The organism is Bosea sp. Tri-49, assembly GCF_003952665.1.
Taxonomy (GTDB): domain Bacteria; phylum Pseudomonadota; class Alphaproteobacteria; order Rhizobiales; family Beijerinckiaceae; genus Allobosea.
In genome coordinates this window covers 157,826-182,763 of the sequence record NZ_CP017946.1, presented here as the reverse complement: position 1 = coordinate 182,763, position 24,938 = coordinate 157,826, and the positions used below count along the sequence as shown (strand labels likewise).

30 protein-coding genes and 1 tRNA gene are annotated in these 24,938 nt (G+C 64.3%); 12 read left to right on the top strand and 19 right to left on the bottom strand.

From position 1 onward, the window contains the following. Window positions 1-447: a hypothetical protein gene (locus tag BLM15_RS00940; protein ID WP_126109507.1), complete on the top strand. Its 447-nt coding sequence runs from the start codon at window positions 1-3 to the stop codon at window positions 445-447. 173 nt (window positions 448-620) lie between these two features. Continuing rightward, complete coding sequence (locus BLM15_RS00935; protein WP_126109506.1) at window positions 621-899, top strand: GNAT family N-acetyltransferase; 279 nt, start codon at window positions 621-623, stop codon at window positions 897-899. 283 nt (window positions 900-1,182) lie between these two features. On the opposite strand, the gene BLM15_RS00930 is transcribed toward BLM15_RS00935, so the two are convergent. From BLM15_RS00930 to BLM15_RS00925, 3 genes are all read right to left on the bottom strand, one after another. Continuing rightward, window positions 1,183-4,179, bottom strand: a complete 2,997-nt coding sequence (locus BLM15_RS00930) for a thiol-disulfide oxidoreductase DCC family protein (protein WP_126109504.1) — start codon at window positions 4,177-4,179, stop codon at window positions 1,183-1,185. Between the two features lie 156 nt (window positions 4,180-4,335). Then, on the bottom strand, window positions 4,336-4,488 hold the full coding sequence (locus BLM15_RS31565) for a hypothetical protein (protein WP_206438589.1): 153 nt from the start codon (window positions 4,486-4,488) through the stop codon (window positions 4,336-4,338). Between the two features lie 317 nt (window positions 4,489-4,805). Beyond that, the gene (locus tag BLM15_RS00925; protein WP_164547349.1) at window positions 4,806-5,963 is read right to left on the bottom strand and encodes an acyltransferase family protein; all 1,158 of its coding nucleotides are present in this window, start codon (window positions 5,961-5,963) and stop codon (window positions 4,806-4,808) included. 555 nt (window positions 5,964-6,518) lie between these two features. Here BLM15_RS00925 and BLM15_RS00920 point away from each other — a divergent pair. After that, window positions 6,519-6,956: a tyrosine-type recombinase/integrase gene (locus tag BLM15_RS00920; RefSeq protein WP_236846477.1), complete on the top strand. Its 438-nt coding sequence runs from the start codon at window positions 6,519-6,521 to the stop codon at window positions 6,954-6,956. Window positions 6,957-7,038: 82 nt separating this feature from the next. Here BLM15_RS00920 and BLM15_RS00915 read toward each other — a convergent pair. From BLM15_RS00915 to BLM15_RS00890, 7 genes are all read right to left on the bottom strand, one after another. Next, a tRNA-Ile gene (locus BLM15_RS00915) sits at window positions 7,039-7,114 on the bottom strand. A 104-nt stretch (window positions 7,115-7,218) separates the two neighbouring features. Further along, entirely contained in the window at window positions 7,219-7,857 is a 639-nt protein-coding gene (locus BLM15_RS00910) for a ferric reductase-like transmembrane domain-containing protein (protein ID WP_126109498.1), read from the bottom strand. Continuing rightward, a complete protein-coding gene (locus BLM15_RS00905; protein ID WP_126109496.1) occupies window positions 7,838-8,362 on the bottom strand; it encodes a peptidase associated/transthyretin-like domain-containing protein in 525 nt (174 codons plus the stop codon). The genes BLM15_RS00910 and BLM15_RS00905 overlap by 20 nt, the downstream gene beginning before the upstream one ends. 255 nt (window positions 8,363-8,617) lie before the next feature. Continuing rightward, window positions 8,618-11,020 carry a methyl-accepting chemotaxis protein gene (locus BLM15_RS00900; RefSeq protein ID WP_126109494.1) on the bottom strand — a complete coding sequence of 801 codons (2,403 nt, stop codon included), beginning with the start codon at window positions 11,018-11,020 and terminating at the stop codon, window positions 8,618-8,620. Window positions 11,021-11,104: 84 nt separating this feature from the next. After that, entirely contained in the window at window positions 11,105-11,227 is a 123-nt protein-coding gene (locus BLM15_RS32115; protein ID WP_257791804.1) for a hypothetical protein, read from the bottom strand. 155 nt (window positions 11,228-11,382) lie between these two features. Next, window positions 11,383-11,793, bottom strand: a complete 411-nt coding sequence (locus BLM15_RS00895; RefSeq protein WP_126109492.1) for an acyl-CoA thioesterase — start codon at window positions 11,791-11,793, stop codon at window positions 11,383-11,385. After that, window positions 11,786-12,157 carry a hypothetical protein gene (locus BLM15_RS00890; RefSeq protein WP_126109490.1) on the bottom strand — a complete coding sequence of 124 codons (372 nt, stop codon included), beginning with the start codon at window positions 12,155-12,157 and terminating at the stop codon, window positions 11,786-11,788. Before BLM15_RS00890 ends, BLM15_RS00895 begins: the two co-directional genes overlap by 8 nt. Window positions 12,158-12,296: 139 nt before the next feature. On the opposite strand from BLM15_RS00890, the gene BLM15_RS00885 reads away from it, so the two are divergent. Then, window positions 12,297-13,109, top strand: coding sequence for an AraC family transcriptional regulator (locus BLM15_RS00885; RefSeq protein WP_126109488.1), 813 nt, complete (start codon window positions 12,297-12,299; stop codon window positions 13,107-13,109). A 70-nt stretch (window positions 13,110-13,179) separates the two neighbouring features. Continuing rightward, window positions 13,180-13,599: a VOC family protein gene (locus BLM15_RS00880; protein ID WP_126109486.1), complete on the top strand. Its 420-nt coding sequence runs from the start codon at window positions 13,180-13,182 to the stop codon at window positions 13,597-13,599. On the opposite strand, the gene BLM15_RS00875 is transcribed toward BLM15_RS00880, so the two are convergent. Next, a complete protein-coding gene (locus tag BLM15_RS00875; RefSeq protein WP_126109484.1) occupies window positions 13,600-14,823 on the bottom strand; it encodes an MFS transporter in 1,224 nt (407 codons plus the stop codon). It abuts the gene before it with no gap. A 191-nt stretch (window positions 14,824-15,014) separates the two neighbouring features. On the opposite strand from BLM15_RS00875, the gene BLM15_RS00870 reads away from it, so the two are divergent. Next, window positions 15,015-16,037 (top strand): 2-dehydropantoate 2-reductase, encoded by a 1,023-nt coding sequence (locus tag BLM15_RS00870; protein WP_126109482.1) that lies wholly within the window; start codon window positions 15,015-15,017, stop codon window positions 16,035-16,037. A 1-nt stretch (window position 16,038) separates the two neighbouring features. Here BLM15_RS00870 and BLM15_RS32280 read toward each other — a convergent pair whose 3' ends face one another. Next, window positions 16,039-17,253, bottom strand: coding sequence for a putative bifunctional diguanylate cyclase/phosphodiesterase (locus tag BLM15_RS32280; RefSeq protein WP_126109480.1), 1,215 nt, complete (start codon window positions 17,251-17,253; stop codon window positions 16,039-16,041). 272 nt (window positions 17,254-17,525) lie between these two features. After that, entirely contained in the window at window positions 17,526-17,813 is a 288-nt protein-coding gene (locus BLM15_RS00860; protein ID WP_126116004.1) for an HlyU family transcriptional regulator, read from the bottom strand. Between the two features lie 243 nt (window positions 17,814-18,056). Between BLM15_RS00860 and BLM15_RS00855 the strand changes: the two genes are divergently transcribed. From BLM15_RS00855 to BLM15_RS00845, 3 genes are all read left to right on the top strand, one after another. Further along, window positions 18,057-18,371 carry a hypothetical protein gene (locus BLM15_RS00855; RefSeq protein WP_126109478.1) on the top strand — a complete coding sequence of 105 codons (315 nt, stop codon included), beginning with the start codon at window positions 18,057-18,059 and terminating at the stop codon, window positions 18,369-18,371. A gap of 145 nt (window positions 18,372-18,516) precedes the next feature. Further along, on the top strand, window positions 18,517-18,888 hold the full coding sequence (locus tag BLM15_RS00850) for a hypothetical protein (RefSeq protein ID WP_126109476.1): 372 nt from the start codon (window positions 18,517-18,519) through the stop codon (window positions 18,886-18,888). Next, window positions 18,879-19,448 carry a TetR/AcrR family transcriptional regulator gene (locus tag BLM15_RS00845; protein ID WP_164547348.1) on the top strand — a complete coding sequence of 190 codons (570 nt, stop codon included), beginning with the start codon at window positions 18,879-18,881 and terminating at the stop codon, window positions 19,446-19,448. The genes BLM15_RS00850 and BLM15_RS00845 overlap by 10 nt, the downstream gene beginning before the upstream one ends. A gap of 4 nt (window positions 19,449-19,452) precedes the next feature. On the opposite strand, the gene BLM15_RS00840 is transcribed toward BLM15_RS00845, so the two are convergent. The 3 genes from BLM15_RS00840 to BLM15_RS00830 form a co-directional block, all read right to left on the bottom strand. Continuing rightward, window positions 19,453-19,878 (bottom strand): secondary thiamine-phosphate synthase enzyme YjbQ, encoded by a 426-nt coding sequence (locus tag BLM15_RS00840; protein ID WP_126109472.1) that lies wholly within the window; start codon window positions 19,876-19,878, stop codon window positions 19,453-19,455. Further along, a complete protein-coding gene (locus BLM15_RS00835) occupies window positions 19,878-20,489 on the bottom strand; it encodes a LysE family translocator (protein ID WP_126109470.1) in 612 nt (203 codons plus the stop codon). Before BLM15_RS00835 ends, BLM15_RS00840 begins: the two co-directional genes overlap by 1 nt. A 63-nt stretch (window positions 20,490-20,552) precedes the next feature. Then, window positions 20,553-20,822: a hypothetical protein gene (locus BLM15_RS00830; protein WP_126109468.1), complete on the bottom strand. Its 270-nt coding sequence runs from the start codon at window positions 20,820-20,822 to the stop codon at window positions 20,553-20,555. 228 nt (window positions 20,823-21,050) lie between these two features. On the opposite strand from BLM15_RS00830, the gene BLM15_RS00825 reads away from it, so the two are divergent. After that, window positions 21,051-21,296, top strand: coding sequence for a DUF2798 domain-containing protein (locus BLM15_RS00825; protein WP_126109466.1), 246 nt, complete (start codon window positions 21,051-21,053; stop codon window positions 21,294-21,296). 17 nt (window positions 21,297-21,313) lie between these two features. Here BLM15_RS00825 and BLM15_RS00820 read toward each other — a convergent pair whose 3' ends face one another. Further along, the gene (locus tag BLM15_RS00820; protein ID WP_126109464.1) at window positions 21,314-22,501 is read right to left on the bottom strand and encodes an aminotransferase class V-fold PLP-dependent enzyme; all 1,188 of its coding nucleotides are present in this window, start codon (window positions 22,499-22,501) and stop codon (window positions 21,314-21,316) included. Window positions 22,502-22,790: 289 nt separating this feature from the next. Between BLM15_RS00820 and BLM15_RS31725 the strand changes: the two genes are divergently transcribed. Together BLM15_RS31725 and BLM15_RS31720 are read left to right on the top strand one after the other, a co-directional pair. Next, window positions 22,791-23,180, top strand: coding sequence for a LysR family transcriptional regulator (locus BLM15_RS31725; RefSeq protein WP_236846476.1), 390 nt, complete (start codon window positions 22,791-22,793; stop codon window positions 23,178-23,180). Next, window positions 23,081-23,557, top strand: a complete 477-nt coding sequence (locus BLM15_RS31720; RefSeq protein ID WP_335904838.1) for a LysR substrate-binding domain-containing protein — start codon at window positions 23,081-23,083, stop codon at window positions 23,555-23,557. Before BLM15_RS31725 ends, BLM15_RS31720 begins: the two co-directional genes overlap by 100 nt. Before the next feature lie 59 nt (window positions 23,558-23,616). Here BLM15_RS31720 and BLM15_RS00810 read toward each other — a convergent pair whose 3' ends face one another. Both BLM15_RS00810 and BLM15_RS00805 read right to left on the bottom strand, forming a co-directional pair. Then, window positions 23,617-24,030, bottom strand: a complete 414-nt coding sequence (locus BLM15_RS00810; protein ID WP_236846475.1) for a ribosomal maturation YjgA family protein — start codon at window positions 24,028-24,030, stop codon at window positions 23,617-23,619. Then, window positions 24,030-24,905 carry a DUF817 domain-containing protein gene (locus BLM15_RS00805; protein WP_126109460.1) on the bottom strand — a complete coding sequence of 292 codons (876 nt, stop codon included), beginning with the start codon at window positions 24,903-24,905 and terminating at the stop codon, window positions 24,030-24,032. Before BLM15_RS00805 ends, BLM15_RS00810 begins: the two co-directional genes overlap by 1 nt. Between the last annotated feature and the right edge of the window lie 33 nt (window positions 24,906-24,938).

The following is a 24,938-nucleotide window of genomic DNA, read 5'->3' as shown; positions in this document are numbered from 1 at the left end:
GTGCCCGCCATCAAGTCCCTCTTCGCCGGCGCTGCTGCGCTTGCCCTCGTCACCGGCTCCGCCATGGCCCAGCCGCGCACGCTCGGCCCGCAGACCGGCACGGTCAAGATCGAACAGATCTCCGTCGCCTTCATCGCCTCCGGCGAGCTCGGCGGTGGCACCTTCACCTATCGCGGCCGCTCCTATCCGATCTCGGTCGGCGGACTCGGCATCGGCGGCATCGGCGCAGCGCGCGTCGTCGCCAGCGGGCGCGTCTACGGCCTGACCGAGCGCAACGACCTCGCCGGCCCCTACGTCCAGCTCAAGGAAGGCTGGGCGGTCGGCCGCGCTGGCCAGGGCCGTGTCTGGCTCAAAAACGACAAGGGCGTGACCCTCAGCCTCGACACGCGCCGCCAGGGCCTGCAGGCCACGATCGGCGCCGACGGCGTGGTGATCGCGTTCAAGTAAGGCGGACAGCCCGCACGGGATTGAAGACAGCGGCCGGAGAACTCCGGCCGCTTTTTTTTTGCGCTGCCGGGGGCCAATGAAGGCTCGCTTGCCCCGAGCCGGGGCCCCCTCCACATTGCTGCCCGGCCTGCATCTGAATCGTCTGGATGCGGCAAACTATGAGAGGAACTGCCATGGATACCGGCGTCGTCGACCAGCCCGACCAGAACCGTTTCGAACTCGCTGTCGGCGACGAGCTCGCCCTCGCCTATTACCGGCTCGACGGTGACCGCGTCGTGCTCACCCACACCGAGGTTCCCCAAGCGCTCTCAGGCCAGGGGGTAGGCTCGCGGCTGGCCAAGGGCGTCTTCGAGCAGATCCGGGCGTCGGGCCGCAAGGTCGTGCCGCGCTGCTCCTTCATGGCCGGCTGGGTCAGCCGGCATCCGGAATATAATGATATCGTCATGGGCTAGAGCAAAGAGTCGCGATTTTACCTTCGACTCGCCAAGGTTTAGCCCGAAGGCTACAGGCGCTTCTTCGCAAAGGCGCAGCCAGAGGCGGATTCAGATAGCTCTCGAACACGAAAGCCTGCTCCTCGTCCGAAAAAACGAGATAGCTCATGATCCGCCAAGGTGCGAACCTGAAACGGTGCGTCACCTCGCCCGCATTGCCGGCCTCTTTCTCACTTTTCGAGCCCACGGGGCGATCCGACAGCGTGCCGGCGAGCATCGAGAGAGATCGACCGAAGAACGGAGTTCACTTCGAATGCGTGGTCAGCATCGCTGCCCACAAGCGCGCGCGTCCGGTGGCAGTAGCTGCAACGCATATCGACCAATTTCCCGCGGCCTCGGCGCCCTCCGCTGCGGTGAGGTTTGCGTCGAGCTCGGGCTTAAGCTTGCCTAATCCAGCATCGATGCTTTGGAACTCCCGCAAGAGTGCAAGGCCAGCTCTGCAGCTCGCAGGGTTGCCAATCAGTACAGCTGGATCAGTAAGCCGCGGCTCGCGCTCGACCACGGCATAGATGCGAGCAGCGCAAGCGAGCTCGAATTCCCCATGGCGTTCCGGTATGAGATCAAGCGCCGCAGCCACCAGCGCCTGATTTGTAACGAAACGCTGATCCGTCTCGACCACTGTGTTGATCCAGGCGGCATCAGCCCGGCACGGATAGGTTGACGCCAACGACATCCCGGAGGCGGAAAAGACACGAGGCAGATCGGCCCTCTTTAATGCTTCGTCCAAATCTGCCTGAGCCATTTCGAGAGGTGACAGACTGCCCGTCGATGATTGTGTGGTCAGCATCGCGGCCCACAAACGTGCGCGTCCGGTGGCGGCAGCTGCAACGCAGGTTGCCCAATTCCCTGCGGCCTCTGCTCCCTCCGCTGCGGCGAGAGTTGCATCGATCTCGGGCTTAAGACTGCCCAGTCCAGCATCGATGCTTTGGAACTCCCGCAGGAGTGCAAGACCAGCTGTGCAGCTCGCAGGGTTGCCACGTAATACGGTTGGGTCAGCAAGGCGCGGCTCGCGTTCCACCACGGCATAGACGCGCGCAGCACAGGCGAGTTCGAACTCGCCATAGCGTTCCGGTATGAGCTCAAGCGCCGCAGCCACCAGCGCCCGATTTCTAACGAAGCGCCGATCCGTCTCGACCACCGTATTGATCCAGGCGGCATCAGCCCGGCACGGATAGGACAACGCCAGCGACATTCCGGAAGCGGAAAAGACACGAGGCAGATTGGCCCTCTTTAGTGCCTTGTTGACACCCGCCTGATCGAATTCGAGAGATACCAGATTACCCGTCGGCAACTCGAACACGCTTCGGCACAGCAATTTTTTAACGGAAGACACCGATCGATAGTTAAGAAGGTCATCATTGCTAGGCCATGGATTCAGAATAAATGAAATAACCGCAAGTTCTGCGTGAAAATTAACCGCACGAGCGAACGTAGATTCGCTATATATTTCACCCAATCTAGAAAGATACTTCGAATCGCAGCCAATATTTGCCCTCGACATCGCCCTCAGATACGCAACGAGCTGATACCCCTCTCTGTCAGTGAAGCTTTCGACCGAGGTCAAAGTTTCAGGTACATCGATAATTCGATGATTCCGATCAGTGAATTGAAACGATATGCTCGTCCTAAACAGGCGCAAATCGCTTTCGTTGAAAACATTAATCTTCCCAACACCGAACCCCAATGGAGCCGAACCTATCACCGTCCGAGAAAGGCGCGACAAGAAGCTCGGATTGTCGTCGGAACCGGCTACCGGAAGCCGCACGAGGAAAGCTAGCGATAGCGCCGCCAATGCCACCAGCAGGCTCGATATCATAACGGGCCAGGTTCGAGTTTGATCGGCTGTCGAAACTGACTGGCGAGCAGCGGTGAAACGGTCAGGAATTGCCGATGTGGTGCAAATGCCAAACATGGCAATGCGGCGATCAGCAACAAGGCGATAGAGCCACGGACCGATCCACAGCCGCCGACCAAGCTCGAGCGGGATCAGGGCCGGCCATAACAGCGGCAGGCGCCGAACCAGCCTGAGATAAAGTTCGTACCCGTCGTAGCGGCGGCCGCTATGAAGATCGATACCGACAAGGTCGGTCAAACCCTCGGCGAGAGTCACGCCGTGTTCAGCCGCAAAGGACGTATTGCGCCTGATGGGACGAAATTCGCATTGCCCAAAAATATCGATCAACGCAAGAAAGCGCACCGTGCGATCGCAAAGATTGCATCGATCATCAAACAGAATAGCGAGCGAAAGCGGTTTGCGTCCGACAAGCCATTGGGCAGGGAAGAAGAGCACAAACCAGAAAACAAGTTCATACCACCCTAAGAATCTAAGTGGCAGAACGAATGTACTGATCAGGAAAAAGGCAAGCCCCCACCAGATCACGAATGCACGGACCACCTTACCCATCAATAATCCAGGCAAGACCAAGATATACCACGCAAACATGCCATAGATTGAAATTCGGCTTAGGCTCACGACGAGCCACGGGCTGAATTGATACAGGCGCCATACTTGTTCGTTAAGTTCCGGGTTTGATACGGGCGAGAGCATGACCCGGGCAATGACCATGCCTGAAAGCCAAGCCTCGTCTTGAAGGTGCCACGTGACCGAATAAATGCACACGCAGTAATACGCAAAAATCGCGGCAATTTTTGCAATGACGAGGCGGTCACTGCTTGGATCGCCTGTAATCCGCCATTGCAATAAGACAGTCCTGGCGAGTAATCCGTGCCGCGCGACGAGTAAGCTATCCGCCGATATACGCCGGCCAGCCGGTGCGAGCAGGAGCAGGAGCAGGACGATCGACATGACCATCGTGCCGAGCGTGGATGCACCGAGGAGGTTATCGACGAGAATGTTTGACGTCGACATGAGCAGGAAGACTGCAAGCGGCGTCATGAAACCGAACAGCACGCATAGCGCCATCAGCACCATCACGCCGGCCAGCGCCGCGGTTGAAGCACTCCCAACCATCCAGCCGCTGATGAAGATTTCGCCATACCGGATCGTCGCTAAGAGGCCGACGGCGATTCGCGCGAGATCCACCATCGCAAAATCTGAAGTAAAATCATGCTCTGGGAACGCCCGCTTTCTTCGCAGAAAGCTGGCAAGAGCCATCAGCGAGCGCGCGTCAGGCGCACCACTTCGGCGCAACAAATTTATAAAGCAGATGCCCAGCATAACCACCGCCAGGAATACGATCAGCTCCTGAACCGGGTTGCCATCCGAGAATGCATTGCTCAAAATATAGCCATCCTGTCGGCAAGTGCCGCCTTGGTGATGTGTTTGCTATAACAAATTGGCTGACCCACAAGCCAGTGCCGGCTGGCGAATAATGCTGGTAAAACCGCATATCATCCCGCAGGCAGGTTCAAGGCTCGTCTACTCTGACGAGCGGCGTCAAAATACTCCCTGGTAGCCGAAGCCACTCTTCGAGCCCGCACCGCGCCGCAGCAGCATCACCGCTCGACCACCGAGCGCACGGACTGCCGTCGCCTCATTGGCGTACCGGACGTCGTCGCAGACGGCGCACAGTGGCACGTCGTCGGCCAAGGCTTCGCTCGGCCTGCGGGAGATGCGGACGACTAGGGGCGCGGGACGGTCGTTGCGCCACATTGGGTGCGAGCCGGGAGCGACGGTGACGACATATCCCCCGGCGCTCTCTCGGACGGCGCTCGGGCTGACTGGCGCGCAGTCGACCCCAGAGCAACAGGAAGCCGGGTACCAGCTATGCGCCCATGCGGGTTTAGCGCCCGGCCCCACGATCAGGGCCAGCGAGAGCCAGAACAGCAGCCTCATAGGGCCTCCGGGCAAAGAAAAAGCCGCCCGGAGGCGGCTTATCGACTTGATGGAAAAGCGCTTGCGAGGAGTTAGCCCCGCTCTGCTGCCATGGTTCCTATCGATGCGCGGTCAATCGCGCGGCGCTCCTTGGCCCAGCGGCGCACAGGCATCTCGAAATAGCGTAGGGAAAGCCACGAGATCACGGCGGTGATCATCAGCACTAAGACCGGCATGTAGATATGATGCCAGCCCTTGAAAGAAGGCCCCGTGCCATAGAGCAAGCCCCAAAGCGCATTGTTGACGACCTGATGGTACATGTAGGCGCCGTACGAGACTAAGCCGGCCGTCATGAGTATTTTTGTCTTGAACACCCAGCGCAACGGCCCCGCCTCGCGCGTGAAGACGTTCAGCAGCAAGCACGCCATCGCGAGATTTATCAGAGGGTACTGAGCGCAGATAAGGACCAGCGCGACCGTCGAATTACCGGAACGCTCCAAAATTTGGCCAACCGCACCCCAAAAATCGGCGAGCTGCAGCACGATAAGGAAGACTGCGAGCCAGTTCAGCGACCACTGCGCTCGCCTCGCCAAATCCAGAGATCGATCGTGCCGCACAATGCACGCAACCAGAAAGCCCATCATCAAAGCGTCGAGACGGCAAACAGTGATGATATAGCCTGCGTTCCAATTGACGCTCTGAACCACCCACGCCCGAATGACAGGCGTCGCGAGAATGATACCAATCGCCAGAGCCACGAGCGCCCGGCGCCGAAACAGTAGCACCAGGAACGGCAGTACCAAGTAGAACTGCTCTTCGATAGCCAGAGACCAGGTAACCCCTAGGGAAGCTCGTCCGCCCGGCAAGAGCGCCAGAGCAAAGTTCTGCACAAATGCAACATAATACCAGATCGACAACGTCGCATGGCCCACGAGATGAGCCGTTACCGAAGGATAGTTCGCGTTGACCCAGTTCATGACGAGCGAGAATGCGATCATCAGGTAATAAACCGGGAAAATCCGCGATGCTCGCGCGAGCCAAAACGAGCGGAAATAATTCGGCGATGAGCGGCTATCCATCAGAATTCCGGCAATCAGGAATCCGGACAGGATGAAGAACAGGTCGACGCCCCCGATGAGAAAGGGCTGGATGCGAAACCGGGCGAGATCAAACCAGCTCCCCGGTGACAGCGGAAGCGGCGCAATAACGACGTGCAGAAAGATGACCAGAAGGCAGGCGAGACCACGCACGCCATCCAATTCCGGGATGTGACCCCGCCGCATTACTGCCCCTCGGTTGCACAACCCGCTTTATACGTTGCAACCACGCGATGACCAGTAGGCATGCTGGTTCCAGGTTAAAAATATTGTATGCAGATGCGAGCCTTCTTAGACCGCCGAAGCGGTACAATAGCCGATGCCGGTCGGCCCAAAATTGACGTGCCCATATCCATTGCCCGTGTAGTAGCAGTGGTAGGTATTGCCGACGCGGACGCAGGCTGGATAGGCCGTGGCTTTGTCGTCGAAACTCCCGAGCGGGCCTAGCGGCAACGTCCCCTCTGCGGGGGCTACATCCCACGTCCAGTTCTTAAGATCCGTGCTGTGCAGCGAGCGGGCGCGATAGTCCGTGCTGTGCGAACTGACCATCATCCGCCAGGGGATTACGTCTCTGCCGACCCGACGCAGGGCGTGAAGTCCCCGCGACCGCGCACGGATGGCCATCACGCTTGGACGCAAGCCGAGTGCGACGCATTTGAGGAGAAGTGGGCCACCGGAACGCGCGAGCGTCTGGCCTACGATATCCTGTTGTACACCGGCCTGCGCCGCGGCGACGCCTGCCAGCTCGGGCGGCAGCATGTGCGCAACGGCATCATCACGATCAAGACCGAGAAGACCGGCGAGACCGTCGTCATTCCGGTGCTCCAGCCACTCAAGGATTCAATTGCGGCCGCGCCCACTGGCGACCTGACTTACATCATCGGCGAACACGGTCGAGGCTTTACGAAGGAGAGCTTCGGCAACTGGTTCGGCGACGTTTGCCGAAAAACCAACGTCAAGGGTAGCGCCCACGGCCTGCGCAAGGCGGGTGCCACCAGGGCGGCCGAACAAGGCGCTTCAGAAAGCGAGCTGGAGGCCATTTTCGGGTGGCGCGGAGGCCGGATGGCGTCGCTCTACACCCGGAAAGCCAATCGCGAACGACTGGCGAAGCACGCCGCTTCGAAGCTCCTACCGGGACAGGATTAGAACATCCTATTCCCGCACCTTGAAATCCGGTGCGGGAATGATCTCAAAAGACAGAGGGATATCAGATGCTTAGCAATTTGAATGGTGGGCCGGGCCGGACTCGAACCGGCACCGGCGCTGTTATGAGCAGCGAGCTCTAACCATTGAGCTACCGGCCCGCAGCACGCCTAGCATCCGGGCGGTCAGGCGCGCAACGGCTTTGCCGCGAGCGTGGAACGCACCGGTCCGGTAACGCTCACGCCATCGGCAAAAATGCGCCGAGCTAGGCCCGCAGCAGATTGCGGCGCCGGCGCAACGGGCCGAGGACATTGATCTCGAGCGCGCCGACCGTGGTCGCAGCCAGCGCGGCAATGCAGATCGCGAGCTTCGAGATATCTTCCATCGCCCCTTCGATCAGGACTGCGTGAACCGCCCCTGCGCTGACGATCGCCACGGCCAGCACGCTGTGGGCGATGCGCCAGTTCCGATGGGAGAAGCGCAAGTGCCGGCGCGTCGCGGCGAGGATGGCGGTGAGGACGAGGCACCACAGGCTGATCACGCCGTAGAGCGAGAACGGCGTCGGCGCGACCAAGAGCAGCGCATCCATCACATCCTCGGGGCTATAGGCGTAAAGCGCCCCGATATGCAGCGCGACTGCGGCGACGATCGCGATTCCGCCCCAGCGATGCCAGCGCAAGCCGCGCGCGGCGGGCAGCAGCACCGGAGCGGTCGCGGTCAGCAGCGGCTGCACGAACAGCAGGCTGAGCGCCACGACGCCGGCCATGCCGCCGATGACCCAGAGAAGCTCGCGGCCGCGCTGGAGCGGGCTTAGCCCCGCCGCAACCACGGGTATGGTGGCGACGGCCGCGATCGCCAGCCAGGCGATGCTCCGCCGGCCCTTGTCAGCTCGACTTGCCGGCATTGCCCGCCGGGGGAGCGAGGACGAAGTCGACGGCCATGCTCTTGTCGTGGCGGCTGTTCAGCACCGGCCGCAGGAACAGGGTCGCAAAGCCGGGATCATCATAGGCGATATGGATGTGCGGCTGGCCGAACTGCGGAACGATCGGCGAGATATCGAACCGATAGCGGCCGTTCGCGTCGGTCATGACACTGCCGCGATTGCTCGGCTCGCGCTCGCCGCCACGATCGGTCGCCGCCCAGATCTGGATGCGGAGATTGCGCAGCGGCTCGCCGCTACCGGCTTTCCGGACGAGCCCCGAGGCGACGAAGCCGGTTCCGAGGTTTTCGACCAAAGGCGCGTTCGGAATGTAGTTATTGGCGCCGCCGCGCATCGTCTCGGTCGGAGCATGGGCGCCGGTCTGCGCACTCGCGGAAGCAAGATGGCGCGGCAGCAGGCCGACGACGCCGGCAGCCGCTGCACCAAGGAGCAGGATCCGGCGGTTGGGATGGATGATCGTCACGGTCATGATCTGATCCTCGCCATTGCATCTGACGTCAGGAAAGACTTTTGGGCGGCATGGCCCGGGGAGCAGCCACAGGCATCCCCGCCCGACGCATCGTCTTGTCTGTCCCATCTAAGGAGCGACCGCCGGCGAAGTCCATCGGCCGGGCCATCACCTTCCCGTCATGCCGGCGTGAGGTGACGGCCGGCAGCACATGAAAAACGCCGCCGCTCGATGAGAGCGGCGGCGTTCTGGTGAACCCGTCTTCGACGATGCGGCTCAGGCCGCTCTCGCCTGCTCGTGTTCGTGCTCGGCTGCCCCGCCCTCGCGGAAGCTGAAGCGGGAGATGTGCTCGGTGAGTGAGCGGGTCTGCTCGTCGGTGAGAGCGAGCGCGGCATTGGTCTCCTCGACCAGTGCGGCGTTCTGGTGCGCCATGGTGCCGATGCCGTCGATCTCGCGGTTGATCGTCGAGACATCGGTCGCCTGGCCGCGAGCGGTCTGCGAGATGCCGTTCATCAGTGCCGAGAGATCGTTGACCGAGGTCAGGATGCTGCCGAACACGGCTGAGCTCTGCTCGACCAGGCCGACGCCGACCTTGACGTCGCCATGGGCCGCCTCGACCAGCTTCTTGACGTCGTTCGAGGCGTCGGCCGAGCGCTTGGCGAGGCTGCGCACCTCGCTGGCGACGACGGCGAAGCCCTTGCCGGCGTCGCCGGCGCGAGCAGCTTCAACCGCCGCGTTGAGCGCCAGGAGATTGGTCTGGAAGGCGATCTCGTCGATCATCGAGATCACTTCCGAGATCTTGCTGGAGGAGACGCGGATGCGGTGCATCGCTTCCAGCGCCGATGCGACGACCTGCTCGCCCTGCTGGGCGCGCTCCTCGGCGCTCTGGGCCATGCCGACCGCCTGGGCGGCGTCCTTGGCGGTCTTCTGGACATTGCTGGCGAAGGCGCCGAGCTGGTTGGTCGCTACCGAGACGGCGTTGCTCTCTTCGCTGGTGCGCTCGGCAAGGTCGGTGACGCCGTCGAGGATCTCGCTGGTCGCGCTGCGCACGGCCGAGACGGTCTCCGACAGGCGCGCCAGCGTGCTCTCGAACTCGCCGGCGAGGCTGTTGGTGCCGTTCTTCAGCTCGGCGAAGGCGCCCTGGTAGCGGCCCTCGACGCGGGCGACCAGGCGGCCGTCGGAAAGATGGCCGAGGACCTCGCAGGTCTCGGACAAGCCGGCCTGGACGGTCTCGAGCAGCTCGTTCACCGAACCGGCGAGCGCGTTGAGCTCGGCATCGGCGAAGTTGGCGTCGACGCGCCGGCTGAAATCACCCTGGGCGGCCGCCGCGACGACCACGCCGAAGGCCTCGCCAAGCTCCGCCATCATCTGCTGACGCTGCTCGCGGGCGCGCTCCTCGTCCTCGACCTTGGCGAGCTCGGCGGCGCGCAGCGCCACCGCATTGTCGCGGAAGAGCAGCACGCTCTTCGAGATGTCGGCGATCTCGTCGTTGCCCTTCGTCTCGACCTGAGTCTCGAGCTGACCATCGGCGATCGCCCGGGTCGCGGCCCAGAGCCGGTTGAGGCGGCCGACGATCTGGCGCCGGACATAGAACAGCGCCAGCGCCAGCGCGACGACGAGCGAGCCAAGACCGATGATGCCGAGCCAGAGCTTGCTTGTCTCGATCAGTGCCTGCGTCGAAACGACGGCGGCCTGCGCCTCGCCGCGCGCGCCCTGCACGAGCGCATCGACCTCACGGCGCAGTTGAGCCGCCGCCTGATCGACCTCCTTCAGCCCGCGGGCGATGCCTTCGCGGGTGGTGATATCGCGATTGCGGATGTCGACAAGACCTTCGGTGCCCTCGCCGACCGCGATCAGGGCCTCGACCGTGCTGGCCCGCGCCTTGTTACTGGTGATCTTCTCGGCGTCGGCCAAGAGCGTCCGCAGCCGGTAGGCGATGCCGTTGAAGCGCTCGCGGGCAAGGCCGAGCTTCTCCTTGTCGTTGATCTGCGCGATCTCGCGCAGCACGCCGACCATCTCGTTGACATTGGCCTGCAGCGTCCGCGCCAGGTCAAAGATGGCGAAGTCGCGGTCCATCAGCGTCTTGACCGCACCGGTCAGCGCCTCGCCGGAGAGCACGGCGAGATCGTCGAGCCCGAAGGTCACCGCGAACTTGGCCTGCTCGGCCTCGCCGCTTGCCGCCTTGACGAAGGCGTCATAGGCCTTGCCGAGCTTCTCCAGCGCGGCGGCCGATTCCGAGGCGACACGCAGGCGCTCGCCGGTCAGGTCGTTGATGTCGTTGATCTGGCGCGAGAGGTTGTCGAGCGCGGACTGCGCCTTCTTGTTATCGACATTGCCCTGCTCGCCGATCTTGCGCACCAGGTCGAACTGCCGGGCTTCGACCTTGTCGAATTCGCCGGTCAGGGCCGCGCGCTCGCGCACGGTCTGCACTTCCATGAAGCGCGGCGCCAGCGCCGTCGAGGCCGTAGCGGCCTGCGACAGTTCAAGCGCCAGCTCGACCACCGGCATCTTGCGCTCGACCATGTCGGCGACCGTGCTGCCGACCCGGCCATAGGAAAACCAGGCGACCAGCGAAGCCGCGATCGTCAACACCGTCAGGACGCCGAGCGCCGCATAGATGCGGGCGGCGATGCCGACACGCGACGCCTTCTGGCGCGCAGGCTTCTCAGTCTTCGACATTGACGCGGTACTCCTGAAGACAAGTCCGGCAGCGCGGCGCTGGCCGGTAGCGGATCACGAACGATAGGCGGCGGCCGACGATGGTCAGCCGTGAAATGGATGCGCTTGGAAAAATGCGGGGCAAAGGCTCGCCGGCTCGATCGTGCCGCGTGCGAGCGGCGGCGCGAGCCGGACCACGTCCGCCGACATGCGACGGCGATCGATCATGCAGGACCTCCCAGCCCCAGGCCGACCGATCCCGATGGACCGATCGACGGCAGAATTGCGGAGGTTCGCTTAAAGAACGCTTAAGTTGCCGGATTCTTCTGAATCACTCGGCCTGCGGGCTGGTTCAGATTCCGTTAGGATTTGGGGCGCCGAAATCAGCCCGCCGGCAGCGGCGGCACCGGCCGCGGCCGGCCGTCATCGTCGATCGCGACGAAGGTGAAGCTCGCATCGGTGACCTTCTCGTGGAGCGTCGTGCGGAAGCGCTTGGCCCAGGCCTCGACCTGGATCTTCATCGAAGTCCGGCCGACCGACTTGACCGAGGTGTAGACGCTGAGCACGTCGCCGACCTTGACCGGGCGGATGAAGGTCATCGCCTCGACCGCGACGGTGACCACGCGGCCCTGCGCCCGCTCGACGCCAGCAATGCCGCCGGCCTGGTCCATGCGTGACATCACCCAGCCACCGAAGATATCGCCATTGGCGTTGGTGTCCGCCGGCATGGCGATGGTCCGCACGGTCAGCGTGCCGCACGGCTCCTCGGCAGGATTGACGCCAGGCTCAGTCATCGTTGCCCTTCCCTTCCTCGATATGGAAGGAGTGGAGCACACGATGCAGGATCGGCGCCAGTACGAAGCCGGTGGCGATCACCACAAACAGGCCTGAGAAGATCGCATAGACGCCGGCGAAGAGCTTGCCGCCCGCGGTCTTGAGCTCGGTGACCGGTCCCATGCCGGAGAGGATCATCGCCGCATTGACGAAGGCGTCGACCCCGCTCATGCCTTCGCTGGCGGCGTAACCGATCATGCCGATGCCAAGGCCCGCCATGGTGAGCGCGAGCCAGAGCAGCACCGCGCGGCTGATGCGCCGGACGAAGAGCCTGACCGGGATCAGCCGTTCATGGCGGCGCTCGAATTGCATCAGGCGCAGCATTGCCACCTCCCCCGCTCGGCGGGTCGGCGCAGCCCCGGCGGAGCGTCGGACCGTCTGGTCATGAGCATGGCATACCCCCTTTGCCGTTGAGCCGGCAGCCGATACGCGCCACTATCCGCCGAACACCACGGGGCCGGCAATGCAGGCGGATTGGGAACTGGTGCGGGCGCCGCCGCGGCCCGATCTGGCGGGCGCCGTGCTCGGCTACACCGGCTATCGCGAGCACCGCGCCGAACCGGTCCTGCGCCGCGAAGTGCCCGTGCTGGTCCTGCCGCTGATCGTCAACTTCGCCGCCCCCTTCAGGCTGTCCGTTGCGGGCGGGCAAAGCAGCGCGCCGCAAGGCTTCGCAGCCGGCCTGATCGACCGCCCTGTCCTGGTCTCCTCCACCGGCCTCGCCGCCTGTGTGCAGGTCGATTTCACCCCTGCGGGCGCCTATGGCTTCTTCCAGCTCGACCAGCGCGACATGGCCGGCCGCATCGTCGACCTCGACGATCTCGGTGAATTGCGCCATCTCGGCCCGCGCCTGCGCGACTGCCGGTCTTGGGTCGAGTGCTTCGCTTTGCTCGATCGCGTCATCGGCGACAGGCTGGCGCGCGGGCGCAGCCTGTCGCCGGAGGTCGCCGCCGGCCTCGCCTGGCTGGCGGCGCGGCGCGGCAGGGGCCGCATGCGCGAGCTAGCGGCTGCGGCAGGCTGGAGCGAGCGCCACCTGACCCGGCGTTTCGTCAGCGAGACCGGCGTAGGGCCGAAGATCATCGCCCGTATCCAGCGCTTCGAGCACGCCCGCGAGCTGGCGGCGCGCGGCCGGCCGGGTGGCTGGGCCGCGATCGCCCAGACTGCCGGCTATGCCGATCAGGCCCATATGACCCGCGAATTCACCGCACTGGGCGGCCTGCCGCCGGCCGCTCTCGCCCGCAACGATGCCGGCGAGCACGGCATCCTGGAACCGGGCTGAAGTCCGTTTCGTTCAAGACCAGGCGCCAGATCGGCTTTGCTGGCGCGACATGCAACCGGAGATGCAGCCCATGCCGCAACCCGCCGCCATCTATTTCAGCCTGCGCTACCGCGATGCGGTCAAGATGGTCGACTGGCTCGTCGAGGCCTTCGGCTTCGAGAAGCACGCCGTCTTCCTCTCGGATGACGGCAGCAAGGTCGTGCACGCCGAGCTGCGCCTCGGCGAGGGCATCGTGATGTTCGGCTCGAGCGAGGGCACCGACTTCGCCAAGCTCGTGCAAACACCCTCCGAGCTCGGCGGTACCACCGCCTCGCCCTATATCGCGACGACCGATATCGATGCGCTCTGCGAGCGCGCCCGCAAAGCCGGTGCCGAAATCTGCATGGAGCCGACAGACCAGACCTATGGCAGCCGCGACTTCATCTGCAAGGACCCGGAAGGCCACATCTGGGTCTTCGGCACCTACAGGCCAGGAGCTGCCTCGACTTGATCACGCCGCCGCCAGCTTCGGCCGCGCCTTCAGCATCAGCCAGCAGACGATCGCGAGGTTGACCAGGTTCCAGGCGAGGCCGTTGAGGAAGGCGAGCCGGTAGGACGAAGTCGCGTCGAAGATCACGCCCGAGGCCCAGCCGCCGAAGGCCATGCCGAAGATCGTCGCCGACATTACCACGCCGATGCGCGCCCCCGCCTCGCGCGGCGGCATGTAGTCACGGATCGCCACCGCATACATCGGCACGATCCCGCCCTGGAACAGGCCGAAGATGGCGGTGACGATGAAGAGCGAGCTCAGCCCGTCGAACCAGAGATAGAGGAAGAGCGCCATGCCCTGCATCAGCGAGGACAGAGCGAGCGTCATGGTGCCGCCGATCCTGTCGGCTACGAAGCCGGAGCCGACGCGGCTGACGATGCCGAGCGCCATCATCACGCTCAGCATCTCGGCGCCGCGCGCCACGCCATAGCCGAGGTCGCTGCAATAGGCGACGATATGGACCTGCGGCATCGACATCGCGACGCAGCAGCAGAAGCCGGCGACAACCAGCAGCAGCTGCAGCTGGTTCGGCGACAGCCCGAGGCTGCCGCGTGCGCCAGCGCTCGTCACCTCAGCCGCCGCGAGGGTCGCCGCATTCGGCCGGCGCCGGAACAGCGGCGCCAGCGGCATCATCACCGCGAACGCCGCAATGCCGAGCCACAGATGCGTCGTGCGCAGGCCATGCGTCTCGACGCCCCAGTTGATCAGCTGCGGCCAGAACATGCCGGCGAGATAGCTGCCCGACGCCCCGAAGACGACGGCGAGGCCGCGATAGCGCTTGAACCAGTGCGACAGGTCAGCGATCAGCGGCGAGAACCCGGTCGCGGCGCCGAGCCCGATCAGGAAGCCATGCGCCAGCGTGAACTGCCAGAGCGTGCCGGACACGGATGCCAGTGCATAGCCGGCGGCTAGCAAACATGCGCCGAGCACGATCGGCCACATGATGCCGAAGCGATCGACCAGGCGGCCCATGACGATGTTGCCGATGCCGAAGCCGATCATGGCGAAGGTGTAGGGCAGCGAGGCATCGGCGCGCATGACACCGAACTCCCGCTGCACCGCCGTCACCACCACCACGGCCGACCAGGAGCCAACGCAGGCCACCGTTCCGATCAGCAGGGCAAGCGCCAGCCTGAACCAGGCATAGGGCGAATCCGGTGCGTAGCGCGCGTCCTGGGCGTCCATGTTTCCTCGCGAGCGCGACGGAGAACGATCTTCTCTCTGCCCGAGCATTAGGCAGCGTTGAACCCCGCCACAAGCGCGCGGGCGCCGGGGCGATGCAGCGCCGATGTGGGTGCATCATGCCATTTTGCCCGCAGCGCTTGCCATTGAAGCGGCCCGCTCGGCATGCTGTGCGCCTTGTCCGCGGGAGCGTGATGGCCAGGATCTGCATCTACGGCGCTGGCTCGATCGGCTGCTATCTCGGCGGGCGACTCGCCGCCGGCGGCGCCGAGGTCGGCTTTGTTGGCCGCCCCGGCGTCGGCGAAAAATTCCGGGCTCATGGCCTGACACTGACGCATTATGCCGGCGGAAGTTGGCGGGTCGCGCCGGAAGCGATCGCATTCGCGGCCGATCCGGACGCAGCAGCGAACGCCGATCTCATCCTCGTCACGGTGAAATCAGGCGGCACCGCGCAGGCCGCGGCCGAGCTTGCGGCCGTGGTTTCGCCGGATGCGGTCGTGATCAGCTTCCAGAACGGGCTCGGCAATGCCGATACGCTGCGCGCCGCCCTGCCCGGCCGCACCGTGCTCGCCGGCATGGTACCGTTCAACGTGGTCAGGCGCGGTCCCGGCGCCTTCCATCAGGGCTCCGAGGGCGAACCCGAGGTCGAGGACGCGACCGTGCTGGCTCCGTTCCTCGTCGATTTCGCTCGCGCCGGCTTCGCCTTGCGCCGGCACCGCTACATGCTGCCGGTGCAGTGGGCCAAGCTGCTCTTCAACCTCAACAATGCCGTCAACGCCCTCTCCGGCCTGCCGCTGCAGCAGGAACTGGCGCAGCGTGATTATCGCCGTTGCCTTGCCTTCGCCCAGGCCGAGGCGCTCGACCTGCTCTCGCAAGCCGGGATAACGCCCGCCCGGCTGACGCCGCTGCCGGCGCGCTTGATCCCCGCGCTGCTGCGACTGCCGGATGCCCTCTTCGCCAGGCTTGCTCGCAAGATGCTGGCGATCGACCCGCTGGCCCGCTCCTCGATGGCCGACGATCTTGCCGCCGGCCGCCCGACCGAGGTCGACTGGATCAATGGCGAGATAGTGCACCTCGCTGAGCGCCTTGGGCGGCAGGCGCCGGTGAACGAGCGATTGGTCGCGCTCGTCCATACAGCCGAGGCGAGCGGCGGAAGACAGAGCTGGAGCGGCGAGGCCCTGCTGGCCGAACTGCGAACAAGTGCCAGGCGGGGCTAGTTCAGCCCTTGCGCCCGGTCAGCTCGGCATATTGCTCGGCCGGGAGCGGGCGGCCCAGCATATAGCCCTGCATGTAGTTGCAGCCTTCGTCGATCAGGAAATCGAGCTGCTCGCGCGTCTCGACGCCTTCCGCAACCACCTCGATATCGAGCGCATGGCCGAGCGCGATCACTGCGCGCGTGATCGCCGCCGCCTCCGAGGCGACGCCGAGATTGGCAACGAAGCTGCGATCGATCTTCAACGTCGAGAGCGGGAACATGTGCAGATAGGACAGCGAGGAATAGCCCGTCCCGAAATCGTCGAGCGCGATGCGCACGCCGAGCGCCTTGATCCGGTGCAGCACCAGCATGGTCCGGTCGAAATCGGTGATCATCACTCCTTCGGTGATCTCGAGCTCGAGCCGCTCCGGCTCGAGGCCGGTCTCGAGCAGAACCTCGTCGATCAGCCCCGGCAGGTCGCCATGGCGGAATTGCAGCGGCGAGACGTTGACCGCGATGCGCAGCCGCTTCTCCCAACTTGCCGCCTCGGTGCAGGCCTGGTGCAGTAGTTCCCGTGCCAGCGGCAGGATCAGCCCACTCGCCTCCGCTGCCGGGATGAATTCGGACGGCGGAACGACGCCACGTTCGGGGTGGATCCATCGCGCCAGCGCCTCGAAGCCGGTCAGGGCGCCCGCCGCCGAGAAGACCGGCTGATAGTGCAGATGCAGCCGCTTCTGCGTGATCGCGGCTTCGAGATCTTCGGCGAGATCATACTGCTCGCTCGCAGCACTCGGGCCAGGCTGTTGCCCCGACGTGACGTCGACGAGCAGATTGATTGCGCCGGTGAGCTTGCCCTCGGCATCGTAGAGCGGCGTCGGCAACGGCATGATGCGCACACGGCTGCCATCGGGCCGTTCGGCCAGGGCTTCGACGCCCCGTATTTCGCGTTCTTCGCGCAGAGCAACCGCCATGGGACAATCTTCGAGCGGCAAGGGCGAGCCGTCGATCTGGAACAGCTTATGGCTGATGCACCAGCGATCGCGGCCGAGCTGCGGCTCGCGCCCGACGAGCCGGACTGCCGCCTGATTGAAATAAGTCAGGAACCCGTCAGCATCGGTCGTGTAGAGCGCCATCGGCAACCGCGCGACGACCTCACGAAACCAGCTGTCGTCACCGCAGCCGGCCCCCATATCCTGGGATGTGTCCGGCTTCTGGTCACCGGGGGGCTTCGGAGGCATGAAAACGGTCTCGATCCGACAGGCGATGTGACGGTATCAAAGCCCGAAAAACCGAATAAAGTTTTAAATGGCAGGAACCCAGCCGGCGACCCAACCCAAATACCAAATCGGTTCATCGAGAAACAATTCATGAAACCGGTATAATTTGAATCAAATTCTTTTGGTATCCTAACGGAACAACGATATTCACTCGAATATAAAGCTTTTAATCAATTGCCATGCATGTCGAAACGAAACAATTCTCGCAATGAAGCGGAGATGTTCGTAAATTCCTATTTGAACAGGCGTTCGTCTTGCTCATCGATCAACTGCCTGGCCTTGATGATGGCGAAGTCCGCCGCCTCCTCGGCCCCCGGGAAACGATCGGCCCGGATGAAGCGATGGCTTTTCACCTCGCCGTCGATTTCCTTCTCGATCACACCTGCAAGCTGCTGCTGCCCGCCCTCTGGGAACGGCGTCGCATGGATGGTGAAGCCCTTATACTCCGTGCTCTTCAGCGGCGCGGCGGGGCCGCTCGGCTTGGCCTCTTTGCGGCCGAACAGGGATTTGAGAAAGGACATGGCGAGCTCCGTCTGACCCGCGCTGTATAGCGCAGATGTTGCCTGCTTGGCCAAGGGGCCAAGCCATCCCTCGCGGGACTGAAGAATGGCGATGGCGACCCGCCGCACGAGCTTGCGCGCCTGCTGCGGTACTGGCCACTGGCGGAACGGCGCCAGCATCACCATGTTTCTTGAAGACAGGGCGGAATAGAGGCCCGTCCAGCTTTCGTGCTCTTCTTGGCCCGCTCTGTCGCAGGAGCAGCCATGACGCGCTTCCTTAAACTTCTTCTGCCGATCTTGCTGGCCTTGCCGCTGATGTCCGCTACGGCACGCGCGCAATCCCCTGCCGGTATCCCTTGCGCCGACCGCCGCATGGCGACGACACAACTGCACGAACTCTATGGCGAGCGCCGGATCGGTTACGGTCTTGCCGCAAATGGCAGCGTGATCGAACTCTTCGCCGCCCCGAACGGCTCCTTCACCCTGTTCGCGACCCTGCCGCATGGCGTGAGCTGCCTGATTGCCACCGGGCAGTCCTGGGAGCCGCCGCCAGAGCCCGATTACTACGCCGGGCGGTGAGCCCCCGGTGACTGAAAAGCAGCGTTACGCCGCTCCCATCGGAGCAGGAAAATCGCCCCCCTTCGCATATCGCCTCCCACATCAGCAGGCTTGCACTTCAATCCAGAATAATACCATACTAGATGGTATTATTCTGGAGGCCTTCATGAATGCCTGGCTTGCAATCGCCGCCGCGCTCGCTGCTGCCACCACGCTGATCCACGCCATTCTCGGTGGCAGGCATGTCGCCGTGCCGCTGCTCTCAGTCGAACGCCTGCATCCCGTGCCGAAATTCACCATGTACTATTGCTGGCATCTGGTGACGATCGTGCTCGCTGCACTAACGCTCGCCTTCGGCCTTGTCGCGACCGGCCTCGGCAGCCGCGACCTTGCACTGTTCGCGACGGTCGGCGCCGCACTGTTTTGCCTCTGGAGCCTCGCAATGGTCGGCCTGTTCCGCCTGCGGATCACGCATTTCCCGCAATGGGCGCTGTTCGCAGCGATCGCGGTCAGCGGTACGATCGGCCTGTGGCTCTGACCTCCCCTGCCCCGCTGCGCTTCCGCCGGAGCGACTGGCTCGCGCTCGGCCTCACCGCGCTCGCCGAACAGGGACCGGCCGGGCTCACCATCGAGGCGCTCTGCCGCCGCGCCGGCAAGACCAAGGGCTCGTTCTACGCCCATTTTCCCGCGATCGAGGCCTATCTCGCCGCGCTCGCCAGCCATTGGCGCGAGACCTATACGCTTCGCCTGATGCAGGAGGCCGACAAGGGCAAGGCGGCGCAGGAACGGCTGATCGCACTCGACCGGATGGCGCTCGCCCTGGACGTCCACGTCGAACAGGGCATGCGCCGCCTTGCCCAGCTCGATGCCAGCGTCGCGGCAATCTGCGCCGAGGTCGACCGCGAGCGCATCGGCTATCTGGAGAAACTCCATGGCGAGAGCGGGCGCTTCACGCCGCAGGAGACTCTCGCTCTCGCCCGCGTCGAATACGCCGCCTTCATCGGTTTCCAGCAGCTCGATCTCGGCCTGTCGCCGCAGGAGCTGCACGATTGCTATCGCACATTCATGCGGCTGCTCGTCCCAACTACCGGCAGCTGACGGCTCAGGCGAGATGCAGCACGACCTCGCGCCGGTGCGGGCTGGTGCGGTGCTCGAACAGGTAGATACCCTGCCAGGTGCCGAGAGCCAGCCGGCCGCCGCTCACGGGAATGGAGAGCGAGACCGGCAGCACCGCCGCCTTGATATGGGCCGGCATGTCGTCCGGCCCCTCGGCGCGGTGCGTGAGATAGCCCATCGCCGGATCGTCCGCCGGCGGCACGAGCCGGGCGAAGAAAGCCGAAAGATCGCGACGCACATCGGGATCGGCATTCTCCTGGATCAGCAGCGAGCAGGAGGTGTGGCGCACGAACAGCGTCAGCAGGCCGAGATCGACCGCCGCTTCGCGCACGAAGCGGGCGACCGCATCGGTGAATTCGTAAAGTCCCGCCCCACGCGTTTCGACGACGAGGCGGGTCTGTTTGCCCGCCATCAACGCTCGGTCAGCGCGAGCTTGGCGCCCAGCGCGACGAAGGCGGCCGCGAAGGTGCGGCGGAGCCAGGCCATGACCTTGGGCCGCGTCACGACCTTGTCGCGCATCGCCGCTGCGAACAGGCCGTACAGCGCGAAGACGATGAAGGTCATCGCCATGAACACGCCCGAGAGCTCGAGCATGCGCGTCATCGGGCTCGCCTCGTTGGCGGCGATGAACTGCGGCAGGAAGGCGACGAAGAAGATCGAGAGCTTCGGATTGAGTACGTTGATCGCGATGCCGTCGACCAGCACACGCCAAGCCGAGCGCTTGTCGGCTTTAGTCTCGACGCTGAGCGCACCCTGCTCCTTCAGCGTCTGCCAGGCCATCCAGAGCAGATAGGCAACGCCGGCATATTTGACGATCTCGAAGGCGAGCGCGCTAGCGTGCAGCAGGGCCGCGAGGCCCATCATCGCGGCGAGCAGATGCGGCACGATGCCGAGCGTGCAGGCGAAGGAGGCGAGCACGCTCGCCTTGGCGCCGCGCGTCAGCCCGGCGGCAATGGTGTAGATCGCCCCGGTGCCGGGCGAAGCGACGATGATCAGCGAGGTCAGCAGGAATTCGAGGGACATGCCTTGCTCCACTTCCTGCGACGATGCCGGAGCCGCATCGATATCCCGGTCGAGGACGCCTTGCTAGCCCAGCCCCTCGAAGATGCCCCCTATCACCGTGACAACCGCCTCGCCGGTCGCGACCGCGACGGTGCCCACGCCTTCGGCCACGGTCCCGACTGCAGCGTAGACGACCTCGCCGACCCCCTCGAACATGACGTTACCGGCGATGTCGGCGGCGCTGCCGAGCACATCTGTGACCGAACCCGATTGCTTCTGTGCTTCCTTCTCGACTTCCGCCTGCACCGCCACCTGGGCGGCTTCGATCTGGGCGGGATCAGGGATGCCGGTCATGCGCGCTCCTCTCAAGCAAAGATCACCATCCTCGCGGTGACCTTAGCAGAACTGTGGCGGACTGAGCAGATTCTGCTTGCCTCCTGCCTGCCATCGACCTAGGTGAGCGCCGTGCGTCCCTTCGGACGGCCGTAAGCGTCTCACGTCAGGCAACGCATCCACCCGGCTTTAGCGCCGCCAGGATGCAGCAAGGCCATGACGGCGCGGCCTGTCCTTACGGATGTTCCCATGACTCGTTCCCGCAAATTGCCCGCGCGCTATGGCGCGCTCGTCACTCCTTTGATCCTGTCGGGCCTGATGACCCTGATCGTCTCGGGCATCTCGACGCTGCGCGTCCTCGGCCCGACGCCGGCCTTCCTGCAGGGCTGGCCCGGCGCCTGGGGCCTGAGCTGGCTGATCGCTTTCCCGGTACTGCTGCTGGCGTTGCCAGTGGCCCGCCGGCTCACTGCGACGCTCGTCGCGCCGGCAGGGTGAGCCGGGACGAAGCGATCTCAACGTGCCTTCGCGATATCGCGAACGCCGACGAGCAGGCGATCGATGTCCCGCTCGTTCGTGAGATAACTGACGGAGGCACGCACGATGCCGGCGAGCGCGCGTGCCTCCATGTCGAACGGCGTGTAGGCGGGCCCGTTGGCTCCGACCGAAATCCCGGCGCCTGCAAGCCGGTTCTTGACGACATTGACGTCGAGATCCCCGACCGTGAAGGAAATCAGCCCGGACCGTTGCTGCCCGAGGTCACGGATGGTGATGCCGTCGATGGCTGCGAGTTCGGCCCGCAACCGATTTGCGGTGACATCGATCCTCTCGCGGATCGCCGGCACTCCGAGTGACAGCGCCTCGTGAAGCGCGACACCGAGCCCCAGCAGCAGGGGGACCGGTTGTTCGCTCGTCTCGAACATCCTCGCATCGCTGCGCGGCGCCGGACCCTCATTTGTCCAGGGTGCCGACAGGACGTCCGAGAACACGGGGTCGAGCCGCGCCTGGAAAGACCTGCGGACATAAAGGATCGCAGTCCCGCGCGGACCGCGCAGATGCTTGCGACCCGCGCCCTTGAGCACATCGCAGCCGATCGCTTCGACATCGACCGGAATCTGGCCGAGCGCCTGGCCGGCATCGACGAAATAGGGAATGCCCGCCGCGCGCGTCACCCGGCCGATCGACGCCGCATCGTTGATGAGGCCGCCATTGGCGGGCAGCCAGGTCAGAGCGACCAGGCGGACACGCTCGTCGATCATCGCCGCGAGCGCGTCCGGATCGACCGACCCATCGTCGCGGCAGGCGATGACCTCGATCCTCGCTCCGGCGCGAGCAGCCGCGCGCTGCATGGTGGCGAGGTTGCCGCCCCATTCCTGGCGCCCGACCAGAATGCGATCACCCGCCCGCAGCGGCGGCAGAGCCGCAAAGGCGAGCCCCCAGCCGGCCGAACCACTGGGTGTGAAGGCGATTTCGCCAGCCGTGGCGTTGAGGAGCCGGGCCGCATCCGCTCGTGCCTGATCGAGCCTGTCCTGCACAGCGACGGCCGCCTCATGCGGCCCGAGCGTTGCCTCGCGCCGGAGCTGCTCGGCGATCGCAGCGAGCGTGGCGCCAGACATCAGCGAGGCGCCGGCGTGGTTGAAGTGGACACTAGTCGCACAGCCCGGCGTCGCTGCGCGCAGCATCTCGATATCGAGGCAGCCCATCACCGCGTCTCCGCCAGCTGGGCGATCGCCCCGACCTCGAAACTGGCGCCGCACGAGGACCGCAAGGCCCTTTCCCGTGTCGAGGACGGATAGCTGGCAGCAGCAGGTAAGGCCTGCCCGAGCATCCGCAGACAGTTGGTGAGCGTCATTGTCAAAAACCCTTTCGATCGCGACGATGCCAGCGTTGCGTTCACCCGACCAATTCGAACGATGGTGCACTGCGATCGATCTGGCTCATGAGTCGGGCTTCATGTAAGGCTTTGCGCCCGATCGCTCGGGATCTCGCGGCATGCGCTCCTCACCTGCCCTGCCACCGCTCCATGCCCTGCGCGCCTTCGAGGCTGTGGGCCGCCTCCTGAGCTTCCGTCGTGCCGGCGAGGAATTGCTGATCACGCAAAGTGCCGTCAGCCACCATATCCGGACGCTGGAAGAGGCCCTGGGAACAGAGCTGTTCGAGCGCAGGGGCCGCAGCATCGCCTTGACCGAAGCGGGCGCGCGCTATCTCGACAGCATCTCGCAGGCCTTCGCGCTGGTCGCCGACGGAACCCGCGACGTCCGCTCCCACGCTACGCGCCAGACATTGAGGGTGAGGCGGATATCGCCATTCGCTACGGCGTCGGCGAATGGCCAGGCCTACGCTGCGAGCTGCTCGCCACCGAACGGCTCATGCCGGTTTTGAGCCCGGAGCTGGCGGAGCGTCAGCCTCTTGTAAAACCAGAGGACATCCTCGGACATACCCTGCTGATCAGCCATCGCCCCACCGAATGGGAGGCCTGGTCGCGGCATGCCGCGCTCGATCTCGCCACAGCCAGCCGGTTGCAGCTGACGGACTACAACATCGTCCTGCAGGCTGCCCTCGGCAGTCAGGGGGTCGCGATGGGCCGGAGCCTTCTGGTCGCCGATTATCTGCGCCGTGGTGCGCTGGTCGCTCCCTTGCCGGGTTTTGCGACCGCGCCAGGGCTTGGCTACTGGGTGGTACTGCCGGGCCGTGCCGAGATGAATCCGGCAGCCATGGCATTCACGGATTGGCTCAAGCAGGAAATCGCCGGACACTGAGAAGCCTGCAAGGCAGCGCTGGGACACCGGACTGCCGCAAACGGCCTCGGATCGCATCCCTATGCTTCGGAACGACGCGCATCCACTGCGGGCGACAGCGACCTGTCGCTAACGGCGGCAACGCTGATCCCGACAAGGTAAGCCGCGATATCGGCCCATGCGAAGAAGCGACCGAGCAGCAGAACGCCCAGCCTGGTCTCTCGAAAGGCGTCTAGCCAAGGCGGATGCCAGAGCTGGCTGGCCTCAATTGTGGCCGCGATGCACGCTGCCAGCAATGCGACCGACGTCATGCGCCATTGCGGACGCAGGAACGCGACGAGGCAGTAGACCATGGCGCCCCAGAGCGCCGAACCGAGATATTTCGCGACGATTGGCGGCCAGGCGATACCCGGCAGGCGCGTCGTCAGTCCGATCGCGATGATGAGGATCGCCGCGAGCGCAAGCATGGCACGTCGCGACAGCCGGGTGCTCATCATGGCCGGTCGAGCGGTTGCGGGCGGTTGACCAGCGTCACCAGCGTGTAGCTGATGATCAGCAACAGCGACCACGAGCCGAGCTTGGCGAGCGAGACCATCGACCAGCCCTGCAACTGCGAGGGGTAAAGCCAGGTCCGTGTGAAGGTGCCGATGTTCTCCGAGAACCAGATGAACAGCGCGACCAGCAGCAGCCCGAGCAGGAGCGGCATCGAGCGATGCACGCGCCAGACCTTGAAGTAGATTTTCGTCCGCGCGAACAAAACCGCGGCGAGCAGGAAGAGCCCGATACGGATATCGACCACATAGTGATGCATGAAGAAATTGACGTAGATCAGCACGCTGAGGACGATCAGGGCCCAGCGTGGCGGATGATGTGAAAAGCGAAAATCGAACAGCCGCCAGGCCCGGCAGATATAGCTGCCGATGCACGCGTACATGAAGCCGGTGAATAGCGGCACACCGCCGATCCGGAAGAAGCTCGGCTCCGGATAGATCCACGAGCCGACAGCAGTCTTGAAGATCTCCATCGCCGTGCCGACGACATGGTAGATCAGGATGACCTTGGCTTCTTCGGCCGTCTCGAGCCGCGTCAGGATCAGCCCGGCCTGAACCGACACCATGCTCAGGAAAAGGAAATCATAGCGCGCCAACACAGCATCGCGCGGATAGACGAGATAAGTCGCGATCAGCAAGAAGACGACGATGCCGCCGAACAGGCAGGCCCAGGCCTGCTTCATCCCGAAGCGGATGAACTCGTAGAAGCCCGCCATGACCGGACGGCCGGCCCAGCGCTCGCCAAGGCGATGTTCAAAATCGATGAAGCCGGCGAGCGGCGGCCAGATCGCCGCGGCACTGGCCCCGGGACCACGCATGTCGGATGGTTCCATGCGTGCCCCCGAGGGCAA

Bases quoted from the DNA above. Each gene is read 5' to 3' on its own strand.
- BLM15_RS00935 (WP_126109506.1), top strand. From the start codon at position 621: ATGGATACCGGCGTCGTCGACCAGCCCGACCAGAACCGTTTCGAACTC.
- BLM15_RS00910 (WP_126109498.1), bottom strand. From the start codon at position 7,857: ATGCCGGCAAGTCGAGCTGACAAGGGCCGGCGGAGCATCGCCTGGCTG.
- BLM15_RS00905 (WP_126109496.1), bottom strand. From the start codon at position 8,362: ATGACCGTGACGATCATCCATCCCAACCGCCGGATCCTGCTCCTTGGT.
- BLM15_RS00900 (WP_126109494.1), bottom strand. From the start codon at position 11,020: ATGTCGAAGACTGAGAAGCCTGCGCGCCAGAAGGCGTCGCGTGTCGGC.
- BLM15_RS32115 (WP_257791804.1), bottom strand. From the start codon at position 11,227: ATGATCGATCGCCGTCGCATGTCGGCGGACGTGGTCCGGCTCGCGCCG.
- BLM15_RS00895 (WP_126109492.1), bottom strand. From the start codon at position 11,793: ATGACTGAGCCTGGCGTCAATCCTGCCGAGGAGCCGTGCGGCACGCTG.
- BLM15_RS00890 (WP_126109490.1), bottom strand. From the start codon at position 12,157: ATGCTGCGCCTGATGCAATTCGAGCGCCGCCATGAACGGCTGATCCCG.
- BLM15_RS00885 (WP_126109488.1), top strand. From the start codon at position 12,297: ATGCAGGCGGATTGGGAACTGGTGCGGGCGCCGCCGCGGCCCGATCTG.
- BLM15_RS00880 (WP_126109486.1), top strand. From the start codon at position 13,180: ATGCCGCAACCCGCCGCCATCTATTTCAGCCTGCGCTACCGCGATGCG.
- BLM15_RS00875 (WP_126109484.1), bottom strand. From the start codon at position 14,823: ATGGACGCCCAGGACGCGCGCTACGCACCGGATTCGCCCTATGCCTGG.
- BLM15_RS00870 (WP_126109482.1), top strand. From the start codon at position 15,015: ATGGCCAGGATCTGCATCTACGGCGCTGGCTCGATCGGCTGCTATCTC.
- BLM15_RS32280 (WP_126109480.1), bottom strand. From the start codon at position 17,253: ATGCCTCCGAAGCCCCCCGGTGACCAGAAGCCGGACACATCCCAGGAT.
- BLM15_RS00860 (WP_126116004.1), bottom strand. From the start codon at position 17,813: ATGTCCTTTCTCAAATCCCTGTTCGGCCGCAAAGAGGCCAAGCCGAGC.
- BLM15_RS00855 (WP_126109478.1), top strand. From the start codon at position 18,057: ATGACGCGCTTCCTTAAACTTCTTCTGCCGATCTTGCTGGCCTTGCCG.
- BLM15_RS00850 (WP_126109476.1), top strand. From the start codon at position 18,517: ATGAATGCCTGGCTTGCAATCGCCGCCGCGCTCGCTGCTGCCACCACG.
- BLM15_RS00840 (WP_126109472.1), bottom strand. From the start codon at position 19,878: ATGGCGGGCAAACAGACCCGCCTCGTCGTCGAAACGCGTGGGGCGGGA.
- BLM15_RS00835 (WP_126109470.1), bottom strand. From the start codon at position 20,489: ATGTCCCTCGAATTCCTGCTGACCTCGCTGATCATCGTCGCTTCGCCC.
- BLM15_RS00830 (WP_126109468.1), bottom strand. From the start codon at position 20,822: ATGACCGGCATCCCTGATCCCGCCCAGATCGAAGCCGCCCAGGTGGCG.
- BLM15_RS00825 (WP_126109466.1), top strand. From the start codon at position 21,051: ATGACTCGTTCCCGCAAATTGCCCGCGCGCTATGGCGCGCTCGTCACT.
- BLM15_RS00820 (WP_126109464.1), bottom strand. From the start codon at position 22,501: ATGGGCTGCCTCGATATCGAGATGCTGCGCGCAGCGACGCCGGGCTGT.
- BLM15_RS31725 (WP_236846476.1), top strand. From the start codon at position 22,791: ATGCGCTCCTCACCTGCCCTGCCACCGCTCCATGCCCTGCGCGCCTTC.
- BLM15_RS00810 (WP_236846475.1), bottom strand. From the start codon at position 24,030: ATGAGCACCCGGCTGTCGCGACGTGCCATGCTTGCGCTCGCGGCGATC.
- BLM15_RS00805 (WP_126109460.1), bottom strand. From the start codon at position 24,905: ATGCGTGGTCCCGGGGCCAGTGCCGCGGCGATCTGGCCGCCGCTCGCC.